This is a genomic window from Nakamurella lactea DSM 19367 (genome assembly GCF_000426645.1).
Lineage (GTDB): Bacteria > Actinomycetota > Actinomycetes > Mycobacteriales > Nakamurellaceae > Nakamurella > Nakamurella lactea.
The window spans coordinates 64,014-84,589 of record NZ_KE384550.1 but is presented as its reverse complement, the minus strand read 5'-3'; the positions used below and the strand labels follow the sequence as shown (position 1 = coordinate 84,589).

The window sequence follows — 20,576 nt, the reverse complement described above, 5'->3', positions numbered from 1 at the left end:
ATCTGGGTCACTGGGGGCTAGAGGTTGCGGTTGATGCGGTCGGGGTAGATGAGAGCGAGTTCGCCGAGGGCGGCTTTCCAGCCGGTGACGGTGGCGCCTTCGACGAGGCGTGGGATGGATTGGCGGTCTTTGCCTTTGCCGGCTTGTTTGGCGCGTTCTCGGGCGCGTTTGTCCTCGATGTTGCGGATGGCCAGCCAGAGCAGTTTGACGGCGGCGGCGTCGTTGGGGAAGTGGCCGCGGTTCTTGATGATCTTGCGGAGCTGGTAGTTCAGCGACTCGATCGAGTTGGTGGTGTAGATGACCTTCCGCAGGGCCGGGCCGAAGGCCAGGAACGGGGTGAACCGGTCCCAGGCGTTGGTCCAGGAGGCGACCGCCGCCGGGTACTTGCGTCCGAGGTTCGAGTCCGCGAACGTGGTCAGCGCCATCAGGGCGGCGTCCTCGGTGGCGGCGGTGTAGATCGGCCGGAGCATCGCGGCCACGGCCTTGCGGTCTTGGTAGGCCACGAACCGCATCGAGGCGCGGATCAGGTGCACCACACAGGTTTGCACCGTCGCGGCCGGCCAGGTCGCCTCGATCGCCTCGGGGAACCCGGTGAGCCCGTCGCAGCAGACGATCAGCACGTCCTTCACGCCGCGGTTGGCCAGCTCGGCGCACACGCCGGCCCAGAACTTGGCGCCCTCGGATGCCTGGACCCAGATCCCCAGGACGTGTTTCACCCCGTCCAGGTCGACACCGACCGCGACGTGCGCGGCCCGGTTGCTCACGTGCGCGCCGTCGCGGATCTTCACCACCAGCGCGTCCAGGTAGATCACCGGGTAGAACGCCTCCAGCGGGCGGGCCTGCCAGGCGGTGACCTCCTCGGCGACCGCGTCGGTGACATTGCTGATCGTCTCGTGGGACAACTCGGTGCCCAGCGTGGCGGCCAGGTGGTGCTGGATGTCCCGGATCGTCATCCCACCGGCGTACAGACTGATGATCATGTCCTCGAGGCCGCCCAGGCGGCGGGATCCCTTGGGCACCAACGCCGACGCGAACGTGGAATTACGGTCCCGCGGCTGGTCCAGGGCGATGTCGCCGACCTCGCTGCCCACGGTCTTCGGCGTCGTCCCGTTCCGGGAGTTCCCGCTGCCGTTCCCGGCCGGGTCGCCTCGCTCGTAGCCCAGATGGCCGGTCAGTTCGGTTTCCATCCCACGTTCCAGCACGGCCTTGATCATTTCCGGGAGGAAGCCGCCCTCACCGGTCAACGCGACGCCACGCTCATCGGTGGCCGCCATCAACTTGTCCAGCATCGCGTCATCGAACAGCTCCCGACGCAACCGGCGAGCCTCAGACTCCTGCCCATCCTTCTTCTGCTCGGTCATGCTCACAGTCAATCTCCTTCAGATCGGAGACCCCTTCGCTTACACAGAACAGTTGACACCCCCTGGCCTGATACATCGATGCCGAACCGTCGGCTCCCTGCAACACCAGGTAGCCGTCCACGAGATGGTCGGCCACGGTCAGATCGGCCGCGCCGACCCCGCCGGCGTCGGCCAGGTCCGCCGTCCAGCCCGGCCCGAAAACGCCGACCGCACCCGACCGCTCGGCGGTCGGGGCCAGGGTCGTCAACGTCCGGGACACACTCAACGCCGACAGTGCAGCAGCCTCGTCCACATCACCGACGCCGATTTGATAGTCGCCGGTCAGCTCGGCGACACTGCCCGGGCCGACATCCGTGGTGGCGTAGGCGTTCTGGAACCCGGACACCCCCAACTGCACCGTGGAGGGCATCGCGCACACCGGATCCGGATCGCTCGCGGTGGTGCGGTAGCAGGCCTGGACCTGGACCAGCTGATCGGCCAGCCCGACCGTGGCCGGCACATCCCACCGGTACGCGTCGAACACACCGGCGCTGTTGCGGGTGACCGGCCACGCCGCCGGGTGGGTCGCGGTCCCCGGGACGGTGACATGCGCGAGGGGAACGTTGGCGAACGCGCCGACCGTGCCGACCCGATACTGGTAGGTGACCCACGGGCCGCCCGCCTTGCCGGCCTGCAACGTGGCGAATCGGCCAGTCACGGACTGCCCACCAGCGATCGCCGGAGTCACGTTCGAATACCAGCCGAACACGTCCAACACGACGTTGATCGGGTCGGTGCCATTGTTACGGAGCTTCACCTTCCCGTCCGGTGAGGTCGCCAGCACAGTCAGGTTGGTCCGAATCGTGGTGACGGTCGAGGCCGGATATTCCACCACCGCCGACGGCGGCTGCGGCCGGTCCGCCGCCCACAACTGGACATTCCCGGCGTGGCTGCCGAGGTGGATCGCCGACATGTTCACCGCGATCGCACTGATGCCAGACCCCGCAGCCGGTACCCCCTTCACTCCGGCCAACGGCACCGTGACGATCGCGCCGCCCGGAATCTGCACGTTCGGGGAGACCCGGGTGTCAAGGACACGGCGCACCGCCGGAGTGAACGCCCCGGACTCGCCGGTGGCCGCCGAGTAGTAACCCAACACGTGCACCATCAGGTGGATCGGATCACCGGTGGAGCGGTACCGGAGATCAAAGGTCCCCTCTGGTGACAGTGGCACCGCGGCCGAAATTGCCGTGTTCACGTTCCCAGGGAAGTTCAACGACACCCCGGTGGCCGGATCACCGGTGGCCCACGGCGTCAGATAGCCGCCCGCCGTCGAGTACGACATCGTCGTGAACGTGACGAACACCGCCGACGCGCCCGCCGGCACCTTTGAACCCGTCGACACCGTGTACACCGTGTCCGCCAACAGCTTTCCGTCCGGCAGACCACCGGTTCCGATCCGCGAGTCGGCGACCCGCCGCGGATCCAATGGCACATAGCCGCCCGCGGCGACCTCGTCACCCGCGGTGTAGTAGCCCTGAACGTCGATCACCACGGTCACCGCGGACCCGGTCATCACCTGCAGTTTGCCGTCCGTGCCGACCGCGACGATCGTGGCGCCCGAGACCGAACCGGTCACCCCCGCGCCGTAGATCACCGCCGGGGCCACCGTCGACGGAGCCGACGACGGAGACACCCACAAGTTCCCCGCCGACGCCGGAGACACCACCGTCACCGTGGCCTGCACCGCCGATACTCCGGAAGCCGGGATATCGCCGACGCCGGTCACCTGAAACGAGCGCCACGCGTTCACCGGCATCGGCGTCGAATACCCACCCAGTCCGCTGCGGGTGTCCAACACCCGAGTCACTGCAGGAACGAACAACCCCGCCGACGGCGCCGTTGCACCGGCCACCACGGCCGCCCGCGCCTGGGTCGGCGTCGATGCTGCCCCCGCGGTCGCCGGCCGCACGCCGATCACGGCCAGCGCCAACAACAATGACAATCCGATCGACCACGCCCGCGGCAGCCGACCCAGCCGAACAGGAGAAGGTGAGCGCACAAGACCGCGAAGCTGGGACACAGGTACCCCTACAGAGACTCGACCGGATCATGGAAACGACAACGAAGCGTCGGCCAACAGGTCAAGACAATGTGCTTCACGGGGGTTTCGTATGCCATCAGGTGCCGACAACGGTCACCCTGAGGCACCAGGGTGTCGCTGCGCAAGACCATTCACCCGAAAGTGAGATCGTTAGTTAGGTGAACTATGTAAGTCCTTGCGCTGCAAGGGCATCGCGTGACGCTGCCGCCGCTCGAACAGACCGATCAGGACGTCTGCTCCGGCACCGCGGTGCCGCTGGCCCGGCGGCGCGCCCGCCAGTGCAGCAGCGCGGGCACCGCCGAGGCGAGCACGACCGCGATCACCGCAAGAATCACCAGCAGATCGACGTTGTCCCGGACGAAGTCGATCTTGCCGAGGTAGAAGCCGGCGACGGTGACGATGGTGACCCAGGCGACGCCGCCGATGAACGAGTACAGCGTGTAGATCTTCGCGTTCATCTTCGACGCGCCGGCCATCACAGTGGCCACCGTGCGGACCACCGGCACGAACCTGGCCAGCACCACGGTGATCTTCCCGTACTTCTCGAAGAAGTGGGTCGAGCGTTCGATGTACTCGGGCTTGAGGAATTTCGCGTCCGGCCGATGGAACACCGCCGGCCCCACCTTGTAGCCGATGCCGTAGCCGACCATATTGCCGACGAACGCCGCCACGATCAGCAGCGGGATCAGCAGCCACAAGCTGATGTCCAGTGCCCCGGTCGAGACGAACAGCCCGGCCATGAACAGCAGGGTGTCGCCGGGCAGGAAGAACCCGATCAGCAGTCCGCATTCGGCGAACAGGATCAGCATGATGCCGACGACGGCCCACGATCCGAGGCCGGTGATGATGTTCGAGGGGTCCAGCCAGCCGGGCAGGAGCGCGAGGTTGGTCACGACTCCCCACAGTACCGGGGCCGCGGGTCAGGACACCGCCACCAGCACGAAGGCGACGCCCATCCCGATCACCAGCCCGAGGATCGCGGCGATCAACAGGACCTGGGCGACGGTGAGCCGGCCGCGGCGGCGGCCCGGGTGGTCGGCTGCGCCGGCAGACCCGGGGGTACCGGCGGAGTGCGGGGCAGGCCGGCCGCCGGCCATCGCCCGCAATGCCTGCGAGAGCACGCGTTCGGGGTCGGGTCGCTCGGCAGCGCCGTCTGGGGTTCGGGCCACGTCAGCCCTCCGACTGCGCCCGCATGATGCCGCCGAGCTTGGCCACCGCGCGGCTGGCCGTCGACTTCACCGTGCCCTTGGACAGGCCGGTCGCCTCGGCGATTTCCGCCTCGGACAGCCCGCCGTAGTAGCGCAGCACCAGCACCTCGCGCTGCCGCGGTGCCAGTTCGCCCATCGCATCCACCACGGCCCGGTGCTCGGACGACATGATGGCCAGCGACTCGGCCGACCGCGCGGTCCCCGGATCCGGCGGCACGTACGCCCTGGCCGTCCGGCGCCGGCGCAGCATCGACCGGGACCCGTTCACCACGGCGGTCCGCAGGTAGCCGATCGCGGCGCCGGTGTCCCGCAGGGTTCCCCACTGCTTGTACAGGCCGGCGAACGCCTCCTGCACCACGTCCTCGGCGCTGGCGATGTCGTCGACCAGCAGGATGGCCAGCCGCACCATGCTCATCCGGTGCGAGCGGTACAGATCGTCGATGGTCAGCGGCTGGTCCCGCGGGGGTGGGGGCGGCGCCTGCCGCACCGGATTCAGCGTGCGCAGGGCGCCGAGGGTCCGCTCCACCTCGGACTCGCCGACCGCCCCGTTCTGCTGCATGCCCAACTCCCTGCTGCCCCGACGTGCACCCTGTGCGCTCCGGACCATCCTGCCAGGGTGGCTCTGCTGGCAGTGCCGAATGCCGGTGAGGGATACTGGAGGTAAGCCCAGCTTGATCGATTCGGAAGGAAACACCATGCCTCTCGCCACTCCGGAGACCTACGCCGCGATGCTCAGCAAGGCGCGGGACGGCGGCTTCGCCTACCCGGCCATCAACGTCACCTCGTCGGAGACGATCAACGGCGCCATCAAGGGCTTCGCGGACGCCGGCAGCGACGGCATCCTGCAGGTGTCGACCGGCGGCGCCGAATTCGCCTCCGGCACCTCGGTCAAGGACATGGTGGTCGGCGCGGTGGCGCTGGCCGAGTTCGCCAAGGTGGTGGCCGACAAGTACGACGTGACCATCGCCCTGCACACCGACCACTGCCCGAAGGACAAGCTCGAGGGCTACGTCAAGCCGCTGCTGGCGCTGTCGACCGAGCGCGTCAAGGCCGGCGGGCAGCCGCTGTTCCACTCGCACATGTGGGACGGCTCGGCCATCCCGCTGGCGGAGAACCTGGAGATCGCCAAGGAACTGCTGCCGCTGTGCCAGGCGGCCAACGTGATCCTGGAGATCGAGATCGGCGTGGTCGGCGGTGAGGAGGACGGCGTGGTCGGCGAGGCCAGCGACAAGATGTACACCTCGCCGGAAGACTTCGTCGCCACCGTCGAGGCACTCGGCGCCCCGGACGGGAACTACATCGTGGCGGCCACCTTCGGCAACGTGCACGGCGTCTACAAGCCGGGCAACGTCAAGCTCAAGCCCGCGGTGCTCAAGGCCGGTCAGGACGCGCTGGCCGAGAAGTTGGGTCGGCCGGGCGGGTCCAAGCCGTTCGAGCTGGTCTTCCACGGCGGGTCGGGCTCCACCGCCGACGAGATCGCCGAGGCGGTCTCCTACGGCGTGGTGAAGATGAACATCGACACCGACACCCAGTACGCGTTCACCCGGCCGCTGGCCGGGCACTTCTTCAGCAACTACGACGGTGTCCTGAAGGTGGACGGCGAGGTCGGCAACAAGAAGGCCTACGACCCGCGCGCCTACCTCAAGCTGGGCGAGGCCGGGATGGCCGCCCGGATCGTCGAGGCCTGCCAGCAGCTCGGCTCGGCCGGCACCTCCGGGAAGTAGTTCCCGGCTGGCGTAGCGGGGTTGTCCCGGGCCGGGTGGAATGGGTGCCGTCCCGGGGCAACTCCCGCGCGTCGGTCCCGCGTTGACCCTGGCTGGAGTTGGCCAGGCTGACGGCGTCTACCTATTCCCGATTCGCGGCACGGCGGTCTGGCTGGCTGCGCACCGCCCAGCCGGCGCTGTGCTCGTTCGACAGTCTCGACAGTGCCACGAGGTGGGCGCGGAGCGCCGTCGGCGCAGCGGTCTACGTTGATCGACTCGGAGATCGTCGATTCACGCTGCCGGGGGACAGCGGGTGAAACGTCAGCGCAACGCAGCGGGCGTTCTCATCGCACGGGGCCCTCGTGGGTGGCATCTGGTGTGGTGCGGCCATAGGTGGTGCCGGCGCTGCGATGCTGAGAGTGCTGCCGGCAGGATGTACGAACCCGGCAAGCGAACAGCGGAGCGCGACAACTTTGATGCCTTGCATCGGCTCTGAGGTCGGCATACTGTCTGGTCATCACCCGTGAGCGGCTGGGGAGGATGCCAATGCGAGCGAACCGGTTGTTGGCCAACATCTCGGTCACCGTTGGTGTCATGTTGACCGCGATGTCGTGCGCCCAGCCCACACAAGTATTGGAGTCGGCCACCACGTCAGATCCCTCGTTGGCACTCCCGATGAGGCAGTTGTCCACTGGCCAGGTATCTTCGGGTACTGCGTCAGAGTCAACAACAAGTTCGCTGGACGCGCTATTTCATAGCATGCATTACATTAGTTGCCCGGCAAAGGTTGCGCTGGCCACGCGGATCGCAAATATAGATTCGACGGAGACGAGCACGTGGATTACTGGGTCAGTGTCGCTCACCGGGCAGACAGCCGTCCTATCGAACGGCAGCTCCGATCGCGGCGACCAAACAGTCTATTCACAGATTGCGGTCAATGTTGATCACGTGGTCGTTGGGCCGGTCGTCCCGGCCGCAGTCGAAGCTTGGGTGGTCGGCGGGACAACAGTGGGCGGATCAAGCACTGATGCCCCCGGTGCCGGGATACCATTGAGTAGCGACAGGCGATTTTTCGGAAACCTGAGCCAATTGCCGGGTTACCCTGAAGGTTCTTATGTACTGAATGCATTGCCGCTCGTCGACGGTTCGATATTGTCTGTCGACGAAGGGTGCCTGGCCTTTCCTGAAACAGTTGACCACGTGACCGCATCCATCACATTGGTCGAGAACGGCAGAATGAAAGAGTTGCCGGAAGCTAAGTACCCAGCCGTATCATTGGAATCTATCCAGAGAGTCGCTTCTTGAAAGCCTGTGCACACGGAAATTGAGTTCGCCTGCTCTACCGCTTCAATGGCGTGGAGGAGTAGCCGACGTCAGAGAGGGTAGTGCTTTGAGGCGAGGTCACAGAAAGACGATGACGTGGGCATGTGTCGGCGCCGTACTTGTCTGCTGCCTGCTAGTAACGAGCACTGCATCTGCGGAACCTGATCGCGGCAATCCGGCGACTGTGTCAACGAAATGGTATACAGGAGGCGTGTTCTGGCCGCGAGCAACCAACAGCTTCTACTGTACGACAAGCGCTGTAAATGCACACTCCAGCTGGCCGGCAACGATAGCTAACGCTGTTGACTTGTATAGTAACTATGCCAACGGAGGGACCCAGCATCCACAGTGGTCTGCCGGTTGCCCGCATGCCAATCACCCGATTGACGTATTAAACATTCCGCTGGGAACACTCAGCAGCGGTGGTCCATGTGGTAATTCCGACCATACCCCTGCCACCACCGGCTACTTGACACATGCGTACGTAAGGTTCAACAGCCAAGTCGCGTACGACCATCCGGGAATATATTATTGCCACTTCTACCATACCGCCATCCATGAATTCGGGCACTCACAAGGCCTTCCCCACTCCTGCAATTCAGCCGCGATAATGTACAAATACGACAACCCTGTCGACTACTTGACGACTGACGACAAGAGCGCTTACCAATGGTTGTATAACAGGCCACCCTTCACCGGGACCCCTGACGCTGGGTGCCCCTAAGGACTTTCTTCTCGGCCTAATGCTAAGCTCTGGCACAGTTGTCCGTAGAGGTCAATCTCGACGGGGGATGACGGGAGGCGCCGGATGAAGATCGGCTTGCACATCTCCGACTTCACCTACCCGGCCGGCCCGGCCGGGCTGCGGGACGACCTGATCCGGATCGTGGAAGCGGCCGAGGCCAACGGGTTCGGCCGGGTCAGCGTCATGGATCACCTGTGGCAGATCGGTGTCCACGGGCCGCCGGAACAGGAGATGCTCGAGGCCTACACCACGCTCGGCTTCCTGGCCGCCCGGACCTCCGAGGTGGAACTGCTGGCCTGGGTGACCGCCGTCGTCTACCGGGAGCCAGGCCTGCTGGCCAAGGCCGTCAGCACCCTGGACGTGCTCTCCGGTGGTCGTGCCTGGCTGGGCATCGGCGCCGCGTGGAACAACCACGAGGCCGACGGACTGGGGCTGCCGTTCCCGTCGACCGCGGAACGGTTCGAGCGGCTCGAGGAGGCACTGCAGATCTGCCTGCAGATGTGGAGTGACGACGAGGGGCCGTATCGCGGGGTGCACTATCAACTTGGGCGCACGCTGGACAGCCCGCATCCGCTGCGCCGGCCGCACCCGCCGATCCTGATCGGCGGCGGAGGCGAACGAAAGACACTCCGGCTGGTGGCTCGATATGCCCAGGCCTGCAACCTGTTCCACAGTGATGAGCTGGCCCACAAGCTCGATGTGCTGCGCGCCCACTGCGAGCGGGAAGGCCGCGACTACGACGACATCGAGAAAACGGTCATGCTGCGCCTGGATCCCGGAGAGAACGGTGAGCACGTCGACGAGCTGATCCACACCGCCGGCGAACTGGCGGCGCTCGGCGTTTCCGAGATCCATGGCACGGTGCCTCGGGTGTCGGAGATCCGGCCGCTGGAAATCCTGGGAGCGCAGTTGGTGCCCGCGATCGCCGACCTCTGACGCTCTGCACGACCCCACCTGCTTGCGTCTGCATGTCCACGTTCGTGGACTGCGATTCGCTTGCGCATCGGACCGGCTATTCGTGACGCTCGCATTGAGGCCGCACTGAGTCAGCAGGCTCTGGCGGACAAGGCCGGCGTCTCTCGTGCGTGGCTGGCGCGGCTCGAAGCCGGACATCGAAGGGCCGAAGCCGAGCAAGTGTTCAAGGTGTTGTCGGCGCTCGGGCTATCGATGACCTTGACGCCCCGTCGGACCAGCACCACTGAGCAAACGCTCTTGACGGCACTCCGGGCAGCCGGTCGGGCGTGAGTGCCCTGAAGCTGTTGGTTTTGCTGTCCGGAGACCTCGTCGGGTCGGTGACGCGGACGGAGTCGTCCGCGAAGACGGAGTTCCAGTACGACCCGGACTACCTGACCGGCGGTGCCACGGTTCCGCTGTCGACGCGACTGCCGCTGGCCCGAACGCGGTTCGGCGAACGCGCCATCAAGCCGTACCTGGAGGGCCTGGTTCCCGAGGATCCGCAGGTGCGCAGACGATGGGCGGATCGTTGGGGCACCGGGCAGACCGATGCCATCTCGTTGTTGGCCGCGATGGGCTGGGACTGCCCTGGCGCGGTGCAGTTCACCGAGCCCGACCGGCTGGCCGAAATGAGGGAGCGTGCCCACGAGCGAATTCCTTGCAGCGAGGCCGAGATAGGCGGCCGGCTGCGAGCGTTGCACAGCGAACCGAGCTCGTGGGAGTTGCCCGACGGACACTGGTCCCTCGCCGGCCAGCAGAGCAAGTTCGCCATCATCCGCGCGGATGAGCAGTGGTTCGAGGCGAAAGGTGCCGCTGCTACGACGCACATCGTCAAGCCCGGCATCGGAAGACTGCACCATCAGGCGCTCGTCGAGCATGCCACGATGAGGGCGGCGTCGATGGTCGGTGTGAAAACGGCCGGCAGCCAATACCGGGAGTTCGGCGGTGAGCCGGCCGCTGTCGTTGAGCGGTTCGACCGCGTTGCCGCCGGACCGACCGTACTACGGCTGCATCAGGAGGACTTGTGCCAAGCAGCCGGCAGGCTTCCCGAAGACAAATATGAAGTGCCGCACGGCCCATCGCTGAAGGACATGATGCGGGTGGTGGCGAACACCAGCGACGACCCTGCGCGGGACGCACGGAGGCTCTTCGACTTTCTCGCCATCAATTACGTCGCGGGGGCGCCGGACGGTCACTCGAAGAACATCAGCTTGCTGTTGTTGCCGGGCCGAGTGGAGATCGCCCCGCTGTACGATCTGGCGTCGGCCTTCTCGTTTCAATACCGGAAGGGGCTGCGCGACGTTGCCCTGAGCATCGGAGGCGGAAGGAAAATCGGCGAGGTGATGCCGCGGCACTGGGTGGAAGCCGGAAAGACTCTGGGATTGAGCGATGAATACGTGTTCAACCGCGTTCGGCAGCTGGCGAGCGAGTTCCCGGATGCCTTTGCCTCGGTGCTGGATGACATCAGCTCGGATGCCTCGGACGAGATCAAGCGCAACACGATGACACGGTTGTCCAGATCGAACGCCGATCTATCGGCACAGATGCGGAAGGCACTCAGTTCCGACGACCGACCCAAGAACACTCGGGGCGCCCCCCGAACCGATCGCCCGCTCAAGACGTCCCGAGGCACGACGACCCCGGCATCCAACGGAGGTTGACCGAGCCATTACTGCTCCGTCCTGGCCTTCTCGTCAATCCAGACAGAACTCGTTCCCCTCGATGTCCTGCATCACCAGGCAGGATTCGTTGTCCTCGTCGGCCGCCAGCAGCCGCACCCTGGTCGCGCCGAGCGCGAGCAGCCTGGTGCACTCGGCCTCCAGCGCGGCGAGCCGCTCGGCGCCGACCAGTCCGGTGCCGACCCGGACGTCCAGGTGCACCCGATTCTTCACCACCTTGCCCTCTGGCACCCGTTGGAAGTACAGCCGCGGCCCGGCGCCGGTGGGGTCGATGCAGGCGGCCCACGCACCCCGCTGCTCTGGCTGTAGCGCGCGTTCGCTGGCCTCCCAGCTGGCAAAGCCGTCCGGCGCCGACGGCATGACGTAGCCGAGCACCTCGCACCAGAACCGGGCGAGCGGCCACGCAGCGGCGCAGTCGAAGGTGATCTGCACCTGCCGGACCGCCCGGCCCCCGACCGGCCGCACCGGTGGCGGGGCGAGCACCCGGTGGTAGAGAACACCGGGACCGGTGCTGAGCAGGGTGTGGGCGGTCGGGGTGAATCCGTTGCGGGCCAGTACGGTCCGGGAGGCCACGTTGGTCTCGGCGGTGCGGGCGCGTAGGCCCGTCAGACCGTATTCGGCGGCCGCCCGCACGCACAGCTCGGCGACCGTCCTGGTGGCCAGCCCGCGGCCGGTGGCGTGTTCGGCCATCCGGTAACCGAGTTCGGCCTCGCCGTCGGCGATGTCCACCAGGTTGAATCGGCCGAGCACCGCGCCGTCGTTATCGACCAGCAGGTGGAACAGGCAGCTGCCGGCGGCCTGCTCGGCCAACCGGTCGGCGAGCATGCCGTCGAACTCGGTGAAGTAGTCGTCTCCACGGTCCGGAATCGAGCCGGCGAAGAAGGCCCGGTTCGCTCGTTCGAAGGCGAGCAGCGCCGCCGCATGATCTGCTCGGAGCAGCTCCAGATTCGGCATCCGGTGACGGTAGCCGAGCAGTGGGCGGCCGCGCGGCCGGATTTATCCGGCCAGAATTGGCAGGTTTCACACGGCTGATTCGGTCACTTCCGGCCCGGCCGCGTCCGTTGGAGGATCGATCACAGCCGAGTCTGTCGTTACCCGATCCTGGGATCGGCAGGCCCTGTCTGGCGTGCCGGCCGGCACCTACCGTTGCCCGGGGAAGACGCCGAAGCTCGGGAACGGATCGCCATGAAGGTCGGACTGAACTACTGGAACTACTCCACTCCGGGGGCACCGGAGCAGATCGGGCCGGCGCTGCTGAAAACCGCGCGGGTCGCCGAGCAGGGCGGCATCGACGCCTTTACCGTGATGGACCATTACTTCCAGATCGAGGCATACGGCCAGGCCGATGAGCCGATGCTGGAGGGCTACACCACGCTGGGCTTCCTGGCGGCGGCAACCGAGAAGATGTCCCTCGGGCTGCTGGTAACCGGGGTGACCTACCGGCATCCGGGGCTGTTGGCGAAGATCGTCACCACCCTGGACGTGCTCTCCGGCGGCCGCGCTGTGCTGGGCATCGGTGCGTCCTGGTACGAGCGCGAGCAGCGGGCTCTCGGCGTGCCGGTGGTGCCGATGGCCGAACGCTTCGAACGGCTCGAGGAGACCCTGCAGATCTGCCTGCAGATGTGGAGCGACAACGACGGCGGGTATGGCGGCACCCATTACCAGCTGGCCGAAACCCTTTGCGTGCCAACGGCTCTGAGTCGCCCGCACCCGCCGATCATGATCGGCGGCGGCGGCGAGCGGAAGACCCTGCTGCTGGTCGCCCGGTATGCCGACGCGTGCAACATTTTCGCCACCACCCCGGAGGACGTCGCACACAAACTCGAGGTGCTGCGCCGGCACTGCGACGCCGAGGGCCGCGACTACGACGCGATCACCAAGACCGCCCTGCTCACCAGGCAGATCCTGGTCGAGACCGACCCGGTGCTGGCCGAGGTCGAGCAGTACGCCGCCCTGGGCATCAGCGAGGTGCAGGTGATGCCCGACCCCGGTCGCCCCGTCGCCGAGTTCACCGACGAATTGGTGACGAAGGCGCTGCCCCGGCTGCAGGCGATCGGCTGACGGGCCGCGGCTGAGGGGCTGCTCGGCGGTGCCGAGCCGGGGCGGCTGATCCGGACCGATTGGCCCGTTCGGAATGGGCGGACTTGTCACTTCCGACCGGCCAATGGCGCTCCTAACGTCGGGCAGATGACCCACTCCGTCGCGTCGGCACCGGCCGCACCACCGGACCGACCGTCCGGCCTGTCCAGCTTGCAGGGCGCCGCCCTGACCATCGGCGCCGTGCTCGGCACCGGGGTGATCGCGCTGCCGGCGGTCGCCGCGGGGGTGGCCGGGCCGGCCTCGTTGCTGGCCTGGCTGCTGCTGGTGCTGTTGTCGATCCCGTTGGCCTGCACCTTCGGCGCCCTCGGTGCGCGATTCCCGGATTCGGGCGGGGTGTCGACGTTCGCCACCCGGGCGTTCGGGCGGCGGGTCGGCGCGATGGTCGGCTGGGTCTTCTACTTCGCGATCCCGATCGGCGCCCCGCCGGCGGCCGGGTTCGCCGGCGGTTACGTCGCCGACACCTTCGGCGGTGGACGCGCCACTCAGCTGGGCACGGTGCTGGTACTGGTACTGCTGGTCGGCGCCATGAACTGGTTCGGCATTCGGATCTCCAGCCGGGTGCAGCTCGCGATGACCGGTCTGCTGGCGCTGCTGCTGCTGGTCACCGTGCTGGTCACGCTCCCGCATGCCGACCTGGACAATCTGACCCCCTTTGCGCCGCACGGGGTTTCGGGCATCGGTGCGGCAGCGGCATTGCTGATCTGGGCCTTCGCCGGCTGGGAGGCGGTCAGTTCGCTCTCGTCGGAGTACCGCAACCCGGGCCGGGACATCCCGCGCGCCACCACCATCGCGATCGTCGCGGTCGGCGTGCTGTATTTGGGGGTGGCGGCCGCGGCCGTCCTGGTGCTCGGCCCGGCCGCCGGCAGCAGCGCCGCCCCGTTGGGTGACCTGTTGGCGATCGCGTTCGGCGGCCCGGCCAGGGGCATCACCACCGTGGTTGCCGTGTTGCTGACGGTCGGTGCGATCAACGCCTACCTGGCCGGCGGGTCCAAGCTCGGTGCGGCGCTCGGCCGGGACGGGGCGTTCCCGGCCTGGTTCGCCCGCGGCAGCGTGGTCGGTGAGGTGCCGCGACGCTCCCTGCTGGTGCTGGTCGGGCTGAGTGTGCTGTCCATCCTGGCCGCCGCGGTGATCCAGCTGGACCTTGCCGGATCGGTGCTGCTGGCGACCGGCTCGTTCACCCTGGTCTACGCGATCGGTACGGCGGCGGCGGTGCGGCTGCTCCCGCGCCGGAGCTGGGCGCGCCGGGCGGCCGCGTTCTCGTTCGTCTGCGTGACGGGGGTGTTGGCGCTGACCGGCATCCAGATCTTCTGGGCGCTCGGTGTCGCCGCGCTCGCCCTCGGTTACGGCGAGCTGGCGAAGCGCCGGACCAGGCGGGCGATGCCGGCCAATCCGCCGTCGATCGAGTCCAGCTGCGCCGTGCCGTAACCCAGAACCAGACCGTCGACGGTGGCCGGCCCGGCGAAGTGGGCGGCCAATCCTTCGAACCCGATTCCTGCCGCCCTGGCCGGGCCGACGATGTCCGCCGAGCGCAGCGAGACGCCCGGCCGGAGCCGGGCGGTCAGGTGCAGACCCGCGGCTGACGGCACCGCCTCGAGCCATTCGCCCAGATGCTCGTCGATGCCCGACAGCATCGCCTCCCGTCGCCGCCGGTACACCGCGCTGGCCCGCCGGAGGTGGCCGGCCAGCAGACCTTCGGTGATGAACGCGGCCAGCGCCGACTGCAGCGCCGTGACCCCGTGCCAGTCGGCGAGCTGCCGGGCCGCCCGCAGCGCGGGAACCAGCGACGGGGGCGCCACCAGATACCCCATCCGCAGCGTCGGCAGCAGCGACTTGGAGAAGGTCCCGGCGTAGATCACCCGGCCCGACCGGTCCAGCGCATGCAGCGGCTCCAAAGGCCTTGCCGCGAACCGGAACTCGCTGTCGTAGTCGTCCTCGACGATCACCGCGTCGCGCTCGGCGGCCCACTGCAGCAGCTCCCGCCGGCGCTGCAGCGACATCGGGATGCCGAGCGGGAACTGGTGCGACGGCGTGCTGAAGACCAGCCGGGCCTGCGGCGGGATCCGTTGGACCACAATCCCTTCCGCATCCACCGGCACTGCGGTGACGGTGGCGCCGTGCGACCGGAACAATTCGCGGGCCCGGTCGTAGCCCGGGTCCTCCAGCGCGACCACGTCGCCGGGTTCCAGCAGCACCCGGGCGAGCAGGTCCAGCCCCTGTTGGGTGCCGTTGGTGATCAGGATGTCGTCCGGCATCGCCCGCATCGAGCGCGACCGGCCGAGGTGGCCGGCGACGGCTTCCCGCAGGGCTGGGTCGCCGGCCGGCTCGTCATAGGTACCGGGGGACCGTGACCGGAGACGGAGTTCGTTGCTGATCAGCCGTCGCCAGGCGTCGAACGGGAACAGCGTCGGGTCGGGCAGGCCGACCCGGAAATCGGCCCACAGCGGGCCGTCCCGTGAACTGGTGGCATCGGGCAGGAAGTCCCAGGATGTCTTGGGGCGCAGGGCGATCGGTGCGGTTGCGGCAGGCGCGACGTCGCCGCCGGGTGCCGTGTCGGTAGCCGCCGGGCCGGCCGGCGCCGGAACCGTCGCAGCCGCTGCGGTGACGAAGCTACCGGCGCCGACCCGACCGGCCAGGTAGCCCTCGGCCGTCAGCCGCTCGTAGGCGGTGGCGACCGTGGTGCGCGAGACGCCGAGGTCGGCGGCCAGCGCTCGCATCGGCGGCAGCCGGTCGCCCGCCCGCAGCCGGCCGTCGCCGATCGCCTGCACCAGGGCGCGGTAGATGGCCGCGGTGCGATTCCCGCGCGCGCTCAGGTCGACCCACAGATCCACGGTACTCAGGGCTCCGGCGGTCCCGGATCCACCCGCGCGTCGCGGGCGTACCGGCCGGGGGTGACGCCCAGGAACCGCCGGAAATCGCGAACGAAGTGCGACTGGTCGTACCAGCCCAGCCGGACGGCCAGGTCTGCCAGATCGGCGTCCGGATCGGAGTCCAGTGCGGCGGCCGCGTCCTTTAGCCGGGCGCGCATCAGTACCCACTTCGGGTTCACCCCGACGAACTGCCGGAACAGCCGCTGAACGGCGCGGACCGACAGCCCGGCCCGGTCGGCGATCTGCTCCACCCGCACCACCGAGCTGTCGGCGACCGACCACTCGACCAGGTCCCTGGCGGTCACGAACGCTCTGTCTGGCTCGGGAAGCTGTGGCACCAGCCAGGTCTCGATGAGGTCGCGGCGTCGCAGGTCGTCCGGCTCGGCGAGTACGGCAGGCAGCATCCCGGCGCTGCCGGGCAGCAGGTCGTCGGCCGGCAGCGTCCGGTCCGACGGCAGCTCACGGCCGAGCAGTGCGGCCAGCCCGCCGGCCCGGAACCGCAGCCCGATCACCCGGCCCTCGCCGGCGAGCTGTACCCGGAACCGGCCGGTCCAGGCGGTGGTCACCACGGCCGCCGGCATGGTGATGCCGTACCGCACCGACCGCCGCCCGTCGGCGCGCCGGCCGTCCTCGAAGGTCAGGTGACAGACCGGGCTGGTGATCACCTCGCTGGAGCGCAGCGGGGCGCCGTATCGCGACCAGGCGACGGTCCAGAACCATTCCGCGTACTCGGCAAGCACGCCGGCGGTGACCGGCAGCTGGGCGCGGCGCAGGATCAGGTCGGTCTGCCGGGGGTGCACCAGGTCGCCGAGCCCATCCCGGTGCCCCGTCGCATTCGTCCAAGACCGCACGGCCCCAGCGTAGGCAGCATGTCCGACATGACCACCAGCGCTGATCCACAGCAGAACACCCAGCAACCCGCGGGCGAGGCGAACGTCCCGTACCGCCCGGCCGGCTACAGCACCATCACCCCGTTCCTGTGCGTGAACGGGGCGGCCGCCGCCATCGATTTCTACGTCAGCGTGTTCGGCGCCCGCGAGGTCGCCCGGCTGGCGGGACCCGGCGGCACCATCGCCCACGCCGAACTGCAACTGGAATCGGGCCGGTTGCAGCTCGCCGACCCGACGGACGGCTACGGCCTGGTCGCGCACGATCCGGCGGCAGCCGCGACCACCCATTCGCTGGCCGTCTATGTCAGCGACTGCGACGCCGTCGTCGCCGCCGCCGAACGGGCCGGCGCCACCGTTCGCGAGCCGCCGGCGACGTTCGTCACCGGAGATCGTTTCGGATCCATCCTGGATCCGTTCGGCGTCCGCTGGTCGGTGATGACCCGGGTCGAGCAGGTTTCGGACGCCGAGGCCGAGCGCCGGGTCAAGGACTGGCTGGCCTCCCAGGGCTGACGCAAACCCCAGCTGACCTGCGCAAATGTCCCACCTTTGGCAATGCTCCGCTATGCGGAGCATTGCCAAAGGGGAGATCAGTCGGGTCCGCCCGGGGGCGTCCGGGCGGCCGGTTCCTCCGACGCCGATGTGTCCGGCGTCCGGGCCCGGCCGGTGGCCAGGATCGCGCCGATGACGACGAGCGGGAAACCGGCGGCGATCCCGAGGGTGAAGGGCTCGTTCAGCAGCAGCACACCGAGCAGGATCGCCACCGCGGGATTGATGTAGGTGATCACCGTCGCCCTGGCCGCTCCGACCTCGCCGACCAACGCGAACAGCACCAGGAACGCTCCCGCCGTGCAGACCAACCCGAGCGCGACCACCGACCAACCGGCCTGGGCCGTCACCGTTTCCGGGCGGAACAGCACCACGAACGGCGCGTAGATCACCGTCGACAGGATCAGCGAGCCGGTGATCACCCCGAGCACCGGGATCTCCCGCAGGTAGCGCCCGATGATCATCGCGCCGAAGGCGTAGCCGATGGCTGTCCCGACGGCGGCGGCGACCGCGAGCAGGTTCCCGAAGTCGATGTCCAGCCCGACCAGCGCGGCGACGCCGGCAAAGCCGATGGCCAGTCCGAGTTTTCGCCGACGGTCCAGCCGGTCGTGACCCAGCCGGGTCACCAGGATCGCGGTGAACAGCGGCACCAGCGCGATCAGCAGGCCGGCGGTGGAACTCGTCAGCCTGGTCTCGGACCAGCCCAACAGCCACCAGGGACCGACGATCTCGACCAGGGTGTAGATCAGGACGATCCGCCAATGGGCGAGCACCGGTCGCAGCGCCTTGCGGCGCAGCGTGATCGGCAGCAGCACCAGCGCGCCGATAGCGGTCCGGCCGCCGGCCACCACCACCGGGTCCAGGTCCCGGACGGCGACCCGGATCAGCAGGTACGGCACACCCCAGATCACGCAGAGGCTGACGAACAACAGCCATCCGCGCTTGCTCACCAGCAGCAATTTACTGCCACCCGGGACGGGGCCGGGCACCGCCCGAACTACACGTGTGTCATTTTATTTCGGGCCGCGCCCGGCGTGTCGCGCCTGGGTTGCAAGGGACGAACGAGCAGAATGAGTTTGCTGGGACACTTGTGACTTGTGTGACGGATGATCTACGGTAACCGACGGGTCCCGCAGAACGGATCCGTCGGTGGTCGTGGCTCCTCCGCTGCGCGCCCGCCGACACCGTGGGTTCGGCCGACCGCACCGCGGTCGGCAAACAGCAAGGCCGAGCGGGGGCGAACGGACACGGCGCCTGGCACGGGGAAGGGGCGCTGCGTCGGGCGGGGCGACCCGGGCGGTGCCGACCGGCACCGTCGGGGCGGCCCGCGGGTGTCGACGTGCGGCCGGGAGAGGAACGGCCGTGCGCCGTCTGACAACCCTGCTGGCCGCCGGTGCGCTGGCCGCCGGGACCGTCGTTCTCGGATCGGTGGGCAGCGCCTACGCAGATCCCTCGTCATCGGCCTGGAACGCCTTGCGCCAGTGCGAATCCAGCAACAACTACGCCATGAACAGCGGCAACTCGTACTACGGCGCGTACCAGTTCGACCTGGCCACCTGGAAGTCCGTGGGTGGCACCGGTCGCCCGGATCAGGCCAGCAAGGCCGAGCAGGACTTCCGGGCGCTCTACCTGTACCGGATGCGCGGCTGGGGTCCATGGATCTGCGCCGACCTGGTCGGCCTGAGTGAGGACGCCGACGGCGGTAGCGGCAAGAAGCCGACCCGTGGCGCTTCGAACCCGCCGAGCACACCGGCCCCGAGCACCCCGAAGCCCGGTACCCCGAAACCGGGCACGAAGGCGCCCGCCTATCCCGGCCACCAGCTCAAGGCCGGCAGCAATTCCGCTGCCCTCAAGACCTTCCAGAAACAGCTCGGCGCCATGGGTTACGGCCTGGAGGGCACCGGCTACTTCGGACCGAGCACCGAGCAGGCGGTGCTCAAGCTGCAGACCAAGGCCGGCCTGAACGTCGTCGGCTTCGTCGGCCCGAGCACCTGGAAGGCCGCCTGGGACATCCGGAACAAGATTTCCGGCACCCCGCTGGCTGCCGCCCCGGCCTACCCGGGCAGCGTCCTGCGCAAGGGTGCCGAATCCGGTGCGCTGCAGAAGTTCCAGAAGCAGCTCGGCAGCTTCGGCTACGGGCTCAAGGGCACCGGATACTTCGGTCCCAGCACGCTCGCCGCGGTGAAGAAGCTGCAGGCCAAGGCGCACCTGCACGCGGTCGGCTTCGTCGGCCCGGAGACCTGGTACTCGGCCTGGAACCCGGCCAACAACCTGCATCCGGCGAAGGCGGCGAAACCGCCGACCCAGAGCGACGTCAAGCCCTATGTCCCGGCCACCAACGCCTCCTGCAAGGTGGGTTCGAGGACGCCATTGGCCTGGGGCGGAACGGTGATGGTCGCCGGCAAGACGTACCGGAACCTGCAGTGCTTCCAGCGTCAGCTCGGGGCGCAGTACGGGCTCACCGGCACCGGCTACTTCGGCTCGGCGACGAAGTCCGCGGTGCTGATCCTGCAGAAGAAGAACCACCTGCCGAAGACCGGCAAGGTCGACGCCGCGACCTGGAAGGCCGCCTGGACCGGCAAGTAGACCGTCGCCCGGGCCTGCCGACCACTCACGTACCGAGGCGCCTTCCGCAGAGCTGCCCCGTCACCCACTCTGGTGGCGGGGCAGCCCCGTCCCGCCGGGGTGACCTGCGTTCGCGACCTACCATGTAGTGCCCGGAGCGCCCGGGCGATTGCGCCATCCGCACCCGGGAGCAGCATGGTCGTCGTCAGCCTGGTCGCCCTGGTCGCGCTGCTCGGCGCCGCCGGTTGGACGCTGACCGCGCGCCGGGCCGCGCCCGGCTACCTGCTACTGGCGCTTGCGGTGCTCTGGCTGTTCGCCAACGCCGGCCTTGAGGGGCCGGTGCTGTGGTCCCTGGATCCCCGCCACGGGCTGGTGCTCGCCGATCTGCTGACGCCCGTCTGCGTACTGCTGGCGCTCTGGCGGCTCCGGACCGTGCGCAGGGACCGCCGTCGTGACCTGCGTGGGGCCGGACAGGTCGCCGGAAACGGTGCCGGAAACGGTGCCGGAAGCGGTGCTGCAAACCGGGTGCGCGTCGATCGTCAGCGCTGAATA

The 20,576-nt window shown here is 68.2% G+C and carries 20 protein-coding genes and 1 pseudogene; 11 read left to right on the top strand and 10 right to left on the bottom strand.

The genetic code is table 11. The features are described from left to right. Positions 1–17 precede the first annotated feature (17 nt). The 5 genes from K340_RS0124045 to K340_RS0124025 form a co-directional block, all read right to left on the bottom strand. Positions 18–1,361: an IS256 family transposase gene (locus K340_RS0124045; RefSeq protein WP_029138563.1), complete on the bottom strand. Its 1,344-nt coding sequence runs from the start codon at positions 1,359–1,361 to the stop codon at positions 18–20. Then, positions 1,327–3,345, bottom strand: a complete 2,019-nt coding sequence (locus tag K340_RS0124040) for a hypothetical protein (protein WP_154674463.1) — start codon at positions 3,343–3,345, stop codon at positions 1,327–1,329. Before K340_RS0124040 ends, K340_RS0124045 begins: the two co-directional genes overlap by 35 nt. A gap of 323 nt (positions 3,346–3,668) precedes the next feature. Continuing rightward, on the bottom strand, positions 3,669–4,337 hold the full coding sequence (locus K340_RS0124035) for a DedA family protein (protein ID WP_245599709.1): 669 nt from the start codon (positions 4,335–4,337) through the stop codon (positions 3,669–3,671). Positions 4,338–4,364: 27 nt separating this feature from the next. Beyond that, positions 4,365–4,613 carry a hypothetical protein gene (locus K340_RS0124030; protein ID WP_037366600.1) on the bottom strand — a complete coding sequence of 83 codons (249 nt, stop codon included), beginning with the start codon at positions 4,611–4,613 and terminating at the stop codon, positions 4,365–4,367. A gap of 1 nt (position 4,614) precedes the next feature. Beyond that, the gene (locus K340_RS0124025) at positions 4,615–5,211 is read right to left on the bottom strand and encodes a SigE family RNA polymerase sigma factor (protein ID WP_029138559.1); all 597 of its coding nucleotides are present in this window, start codon (positions 5,209–5,211) and stop codon (positions 4,615–4,617) included. 136 nt (positions 5,212–5,347) lie between these two features. Between K340_RS0124025 and fbaA the strand changes: the two genes are divergently transcribed. The 6 genes from fbaA to K340_RS32955 all read left to right on the top strand — a co-directional run bounded on the left by fbaA (position 5,348) and on the right by K340_RS32955 (position 11,038). Then, positions 5,348–6,376 (top strand): class II fructose-bisphosphate aldolase, encoded by a 1,029-nt coding sequence (gene fbaA / locus K340_RS0124020; protein ID WP_029138558.1) that lies wholly within the window; start codon positions 5,348–5,350, stop codon positions 6,374–6,376. A gap of 831 nt (positions 6,377–7,207) precedes the next feature. Beyond that, positions 7,208–7,660 (top strand): hypothetical protein, encoded by a 453-nt coding sequence (locus K340_RS36155; protein WP_154674462.1) that lies wholly within the window; start codon positions 7,208–7,210, stop codon positions 7,658–7,660. Positions 7,661–7,769: 109 nt separating this feature from the next. Next, positions 7,770–8,402 (top strand): matrixin family metalloprotease, encoded by a 633-nt coding sequence (locus K340_RS37660; RefSeq protein WP_084614900.1) that lies wholly within the window; start codon positions 7,770–7,772, stop codon positions 8,400–8,402. A gap of 84 nt (positions 8,403–8,486) precedes the next feature. Beyond that, complete coding sequence (locus K340_RS0124015; RefSeq protein ID WP_029138557.1) at positions 8,487–9,359, top strand: LLM class F420-dependent oxidoreductase; 873 nt, start codon at positions 8,487–8,489, stop codon at positions 9,357–9,359. Positions 9,360–9,419: 60 nt separating this feature from the next. After that, the gene (locus K340_RS37655) at positions 9,420–9,668 is read left to right on the top strand and encodes a helix-turn-helix domain-containing protein (RefSeq protein ID WP_211229625.1); all 249 of its coding nucleotides are present in this window, start codon (positions 9,420–9,422) and stop codon (positions 9,666–9,668) included. After that, entirely contained in the window at positions 9,665–11,038 is a 1,374-nt protein-coding gene (locus K340_RS32955; RefSeq protein ID WP_051267490.1) for a type II toxin-antitoxin system HipA family toxin, read from the top strand. The genes K340_RS37655 and K340_RS32955 overlap by 4 nt, the downstream gene beginning before the upstream one ends. A 33-nt stretch (positions 11,039–11,071) precedes the next feature. On the opposite strand, the gene K340_RS37650 is transcribed toward K340_RS32955, so the two are convergent. Further along, the gene (locus tag K340_RS37650; RefSeq protein WP_029138556.1) at positions 11,072–11,521 is read right to left on the bottom strand and encodes a VOC family protein; all 450 of its coding nucleotides are present in this window, start codon (positions 11,519–11,521) and stop codon (positions 11,072–11,074) included. 81 nt (positions 11,522–11,602) lie between these two features. After that, positions 11,603–12,010 (bottom strand): annotated as a pseudogene (locus K340_RS37645) (GNAT family N-acetyltransferase); the annotation flags it as partial. A gap of 231 nt (positions 12,011–12,241) precedes the next feature. Here K340_RS37645 and K340_RS0123995 point away from each other — a divergent pair. Continuing rightward, positions 12,242–13,117 (top strand): LLM class F420-dependent oxidoreductase, encoded by an 876-nt coding sequence (locus tag K340_RS0123995; RefSeq protein WP_029138555.1) that lies wholly within the window; start codon positions 12,242–12,244, stop codon positions 13,115–13,117. Between the two features lie 126 nt (positions 13,118–13,243). Beyond that, complete coding sequence (locus K340_RS32950; protein WP_051267488.1) at positions 13,244–14,581, top strand: APC family permease; 1,338 nt, start codon at positions 13,244–13,246, stop codon at positions 14,579–14,581. On the opposite strand, the gene pdxR is transcribed toward K340_RS32950, so the two are convergent. Together pdxR and K340_RS32945 are read right to left on the bottom strand one after the other, a co-directional pair. Beyond that, positions 14,497–15,984, bottom strand: coding sequence for a MocR-like pyridoxine biosynthesis transcription factor PdxR (gene pdxR, locus K340_RS0123985; RefSeq protein WP_029138554.1), 1,488 nt, complete (start codon positions 15,982–15,984; stop codon positions 14,497–14,499). The two genes, K340_RS32950 and pdxR, sit on opposite strands and share 85 nt — an antisense overlap. Positions 15,985–15,989: 5 nt before the next feature. Next, positions 15,990–16,874 (bottom strand): AraC family transcriptional regulator, encoded by an 885-nt coding sequence (locus K340_RS32945; protein ID WP_154674461.1) that lies wholly within the window; start codon positions 16,872–16,874, stop codon positions 15,990–15,992. A gap of 27 nt (positions 16,875–16,901) precedes the next feature. Between K340_RS32945 and K340_RS0123975 the strand changes: the two genes are divergently transcribed. After that, a complete protein-coding gene (locus K340_RS0123975; RefSeq protein ID WP_029138553.1) occupies positions 16,902–17,423 on the top strand; it encodes a VOC family protein in 522 nt (173 codons plus the stop codon). A 77-nt stretch (positions 17,424–17,500) separates the two neighbouring features. Here the strand turns inward: K340_RS0123975 and K340_RS0123970 are convergent, their stop codons facing one another. Further along, entirely contained in the window at positions 17,501–18,409 is a 909-nt protein-coding gene (locus K340_RS0123970) for a DMT family transporter (RefSeq protein WP_051267631.1), read from the bottom strand. 412 nt (positions 18,410–18,821) lie between these two features. Here K340_RS0123970 and K340_RS35450 point away from each other — a divergent pair, with 412 nt between their 5' ends. Next, the gene (locus K340_RS35450) at positions 18,822–20,045 is read left to right on the top strand and encodes a peptidoglycan-binding protein (protein WP_084614892.1); all 1,224 of its coding nucleotides are present in this window, start codon (positions 18,822–18,824) and stop codon (positions 20,043–20,045) included. Positions 20,046–20,219: 174 nt separating this feature from the next. After that, the gene (locus tag K340_RS32930; protein ID WP_051267484.1) at positions 20,220–20,573 is read left to right on the top strand and encodes a hypothetical protein; all 354 of its coding nucleotides are present in this window, start codon (positions 20,220–20,222) and stop codon (positions 20,571–20,573) included. Positions 20,574–20,576 lie beyond the last annotated feature (3 nt).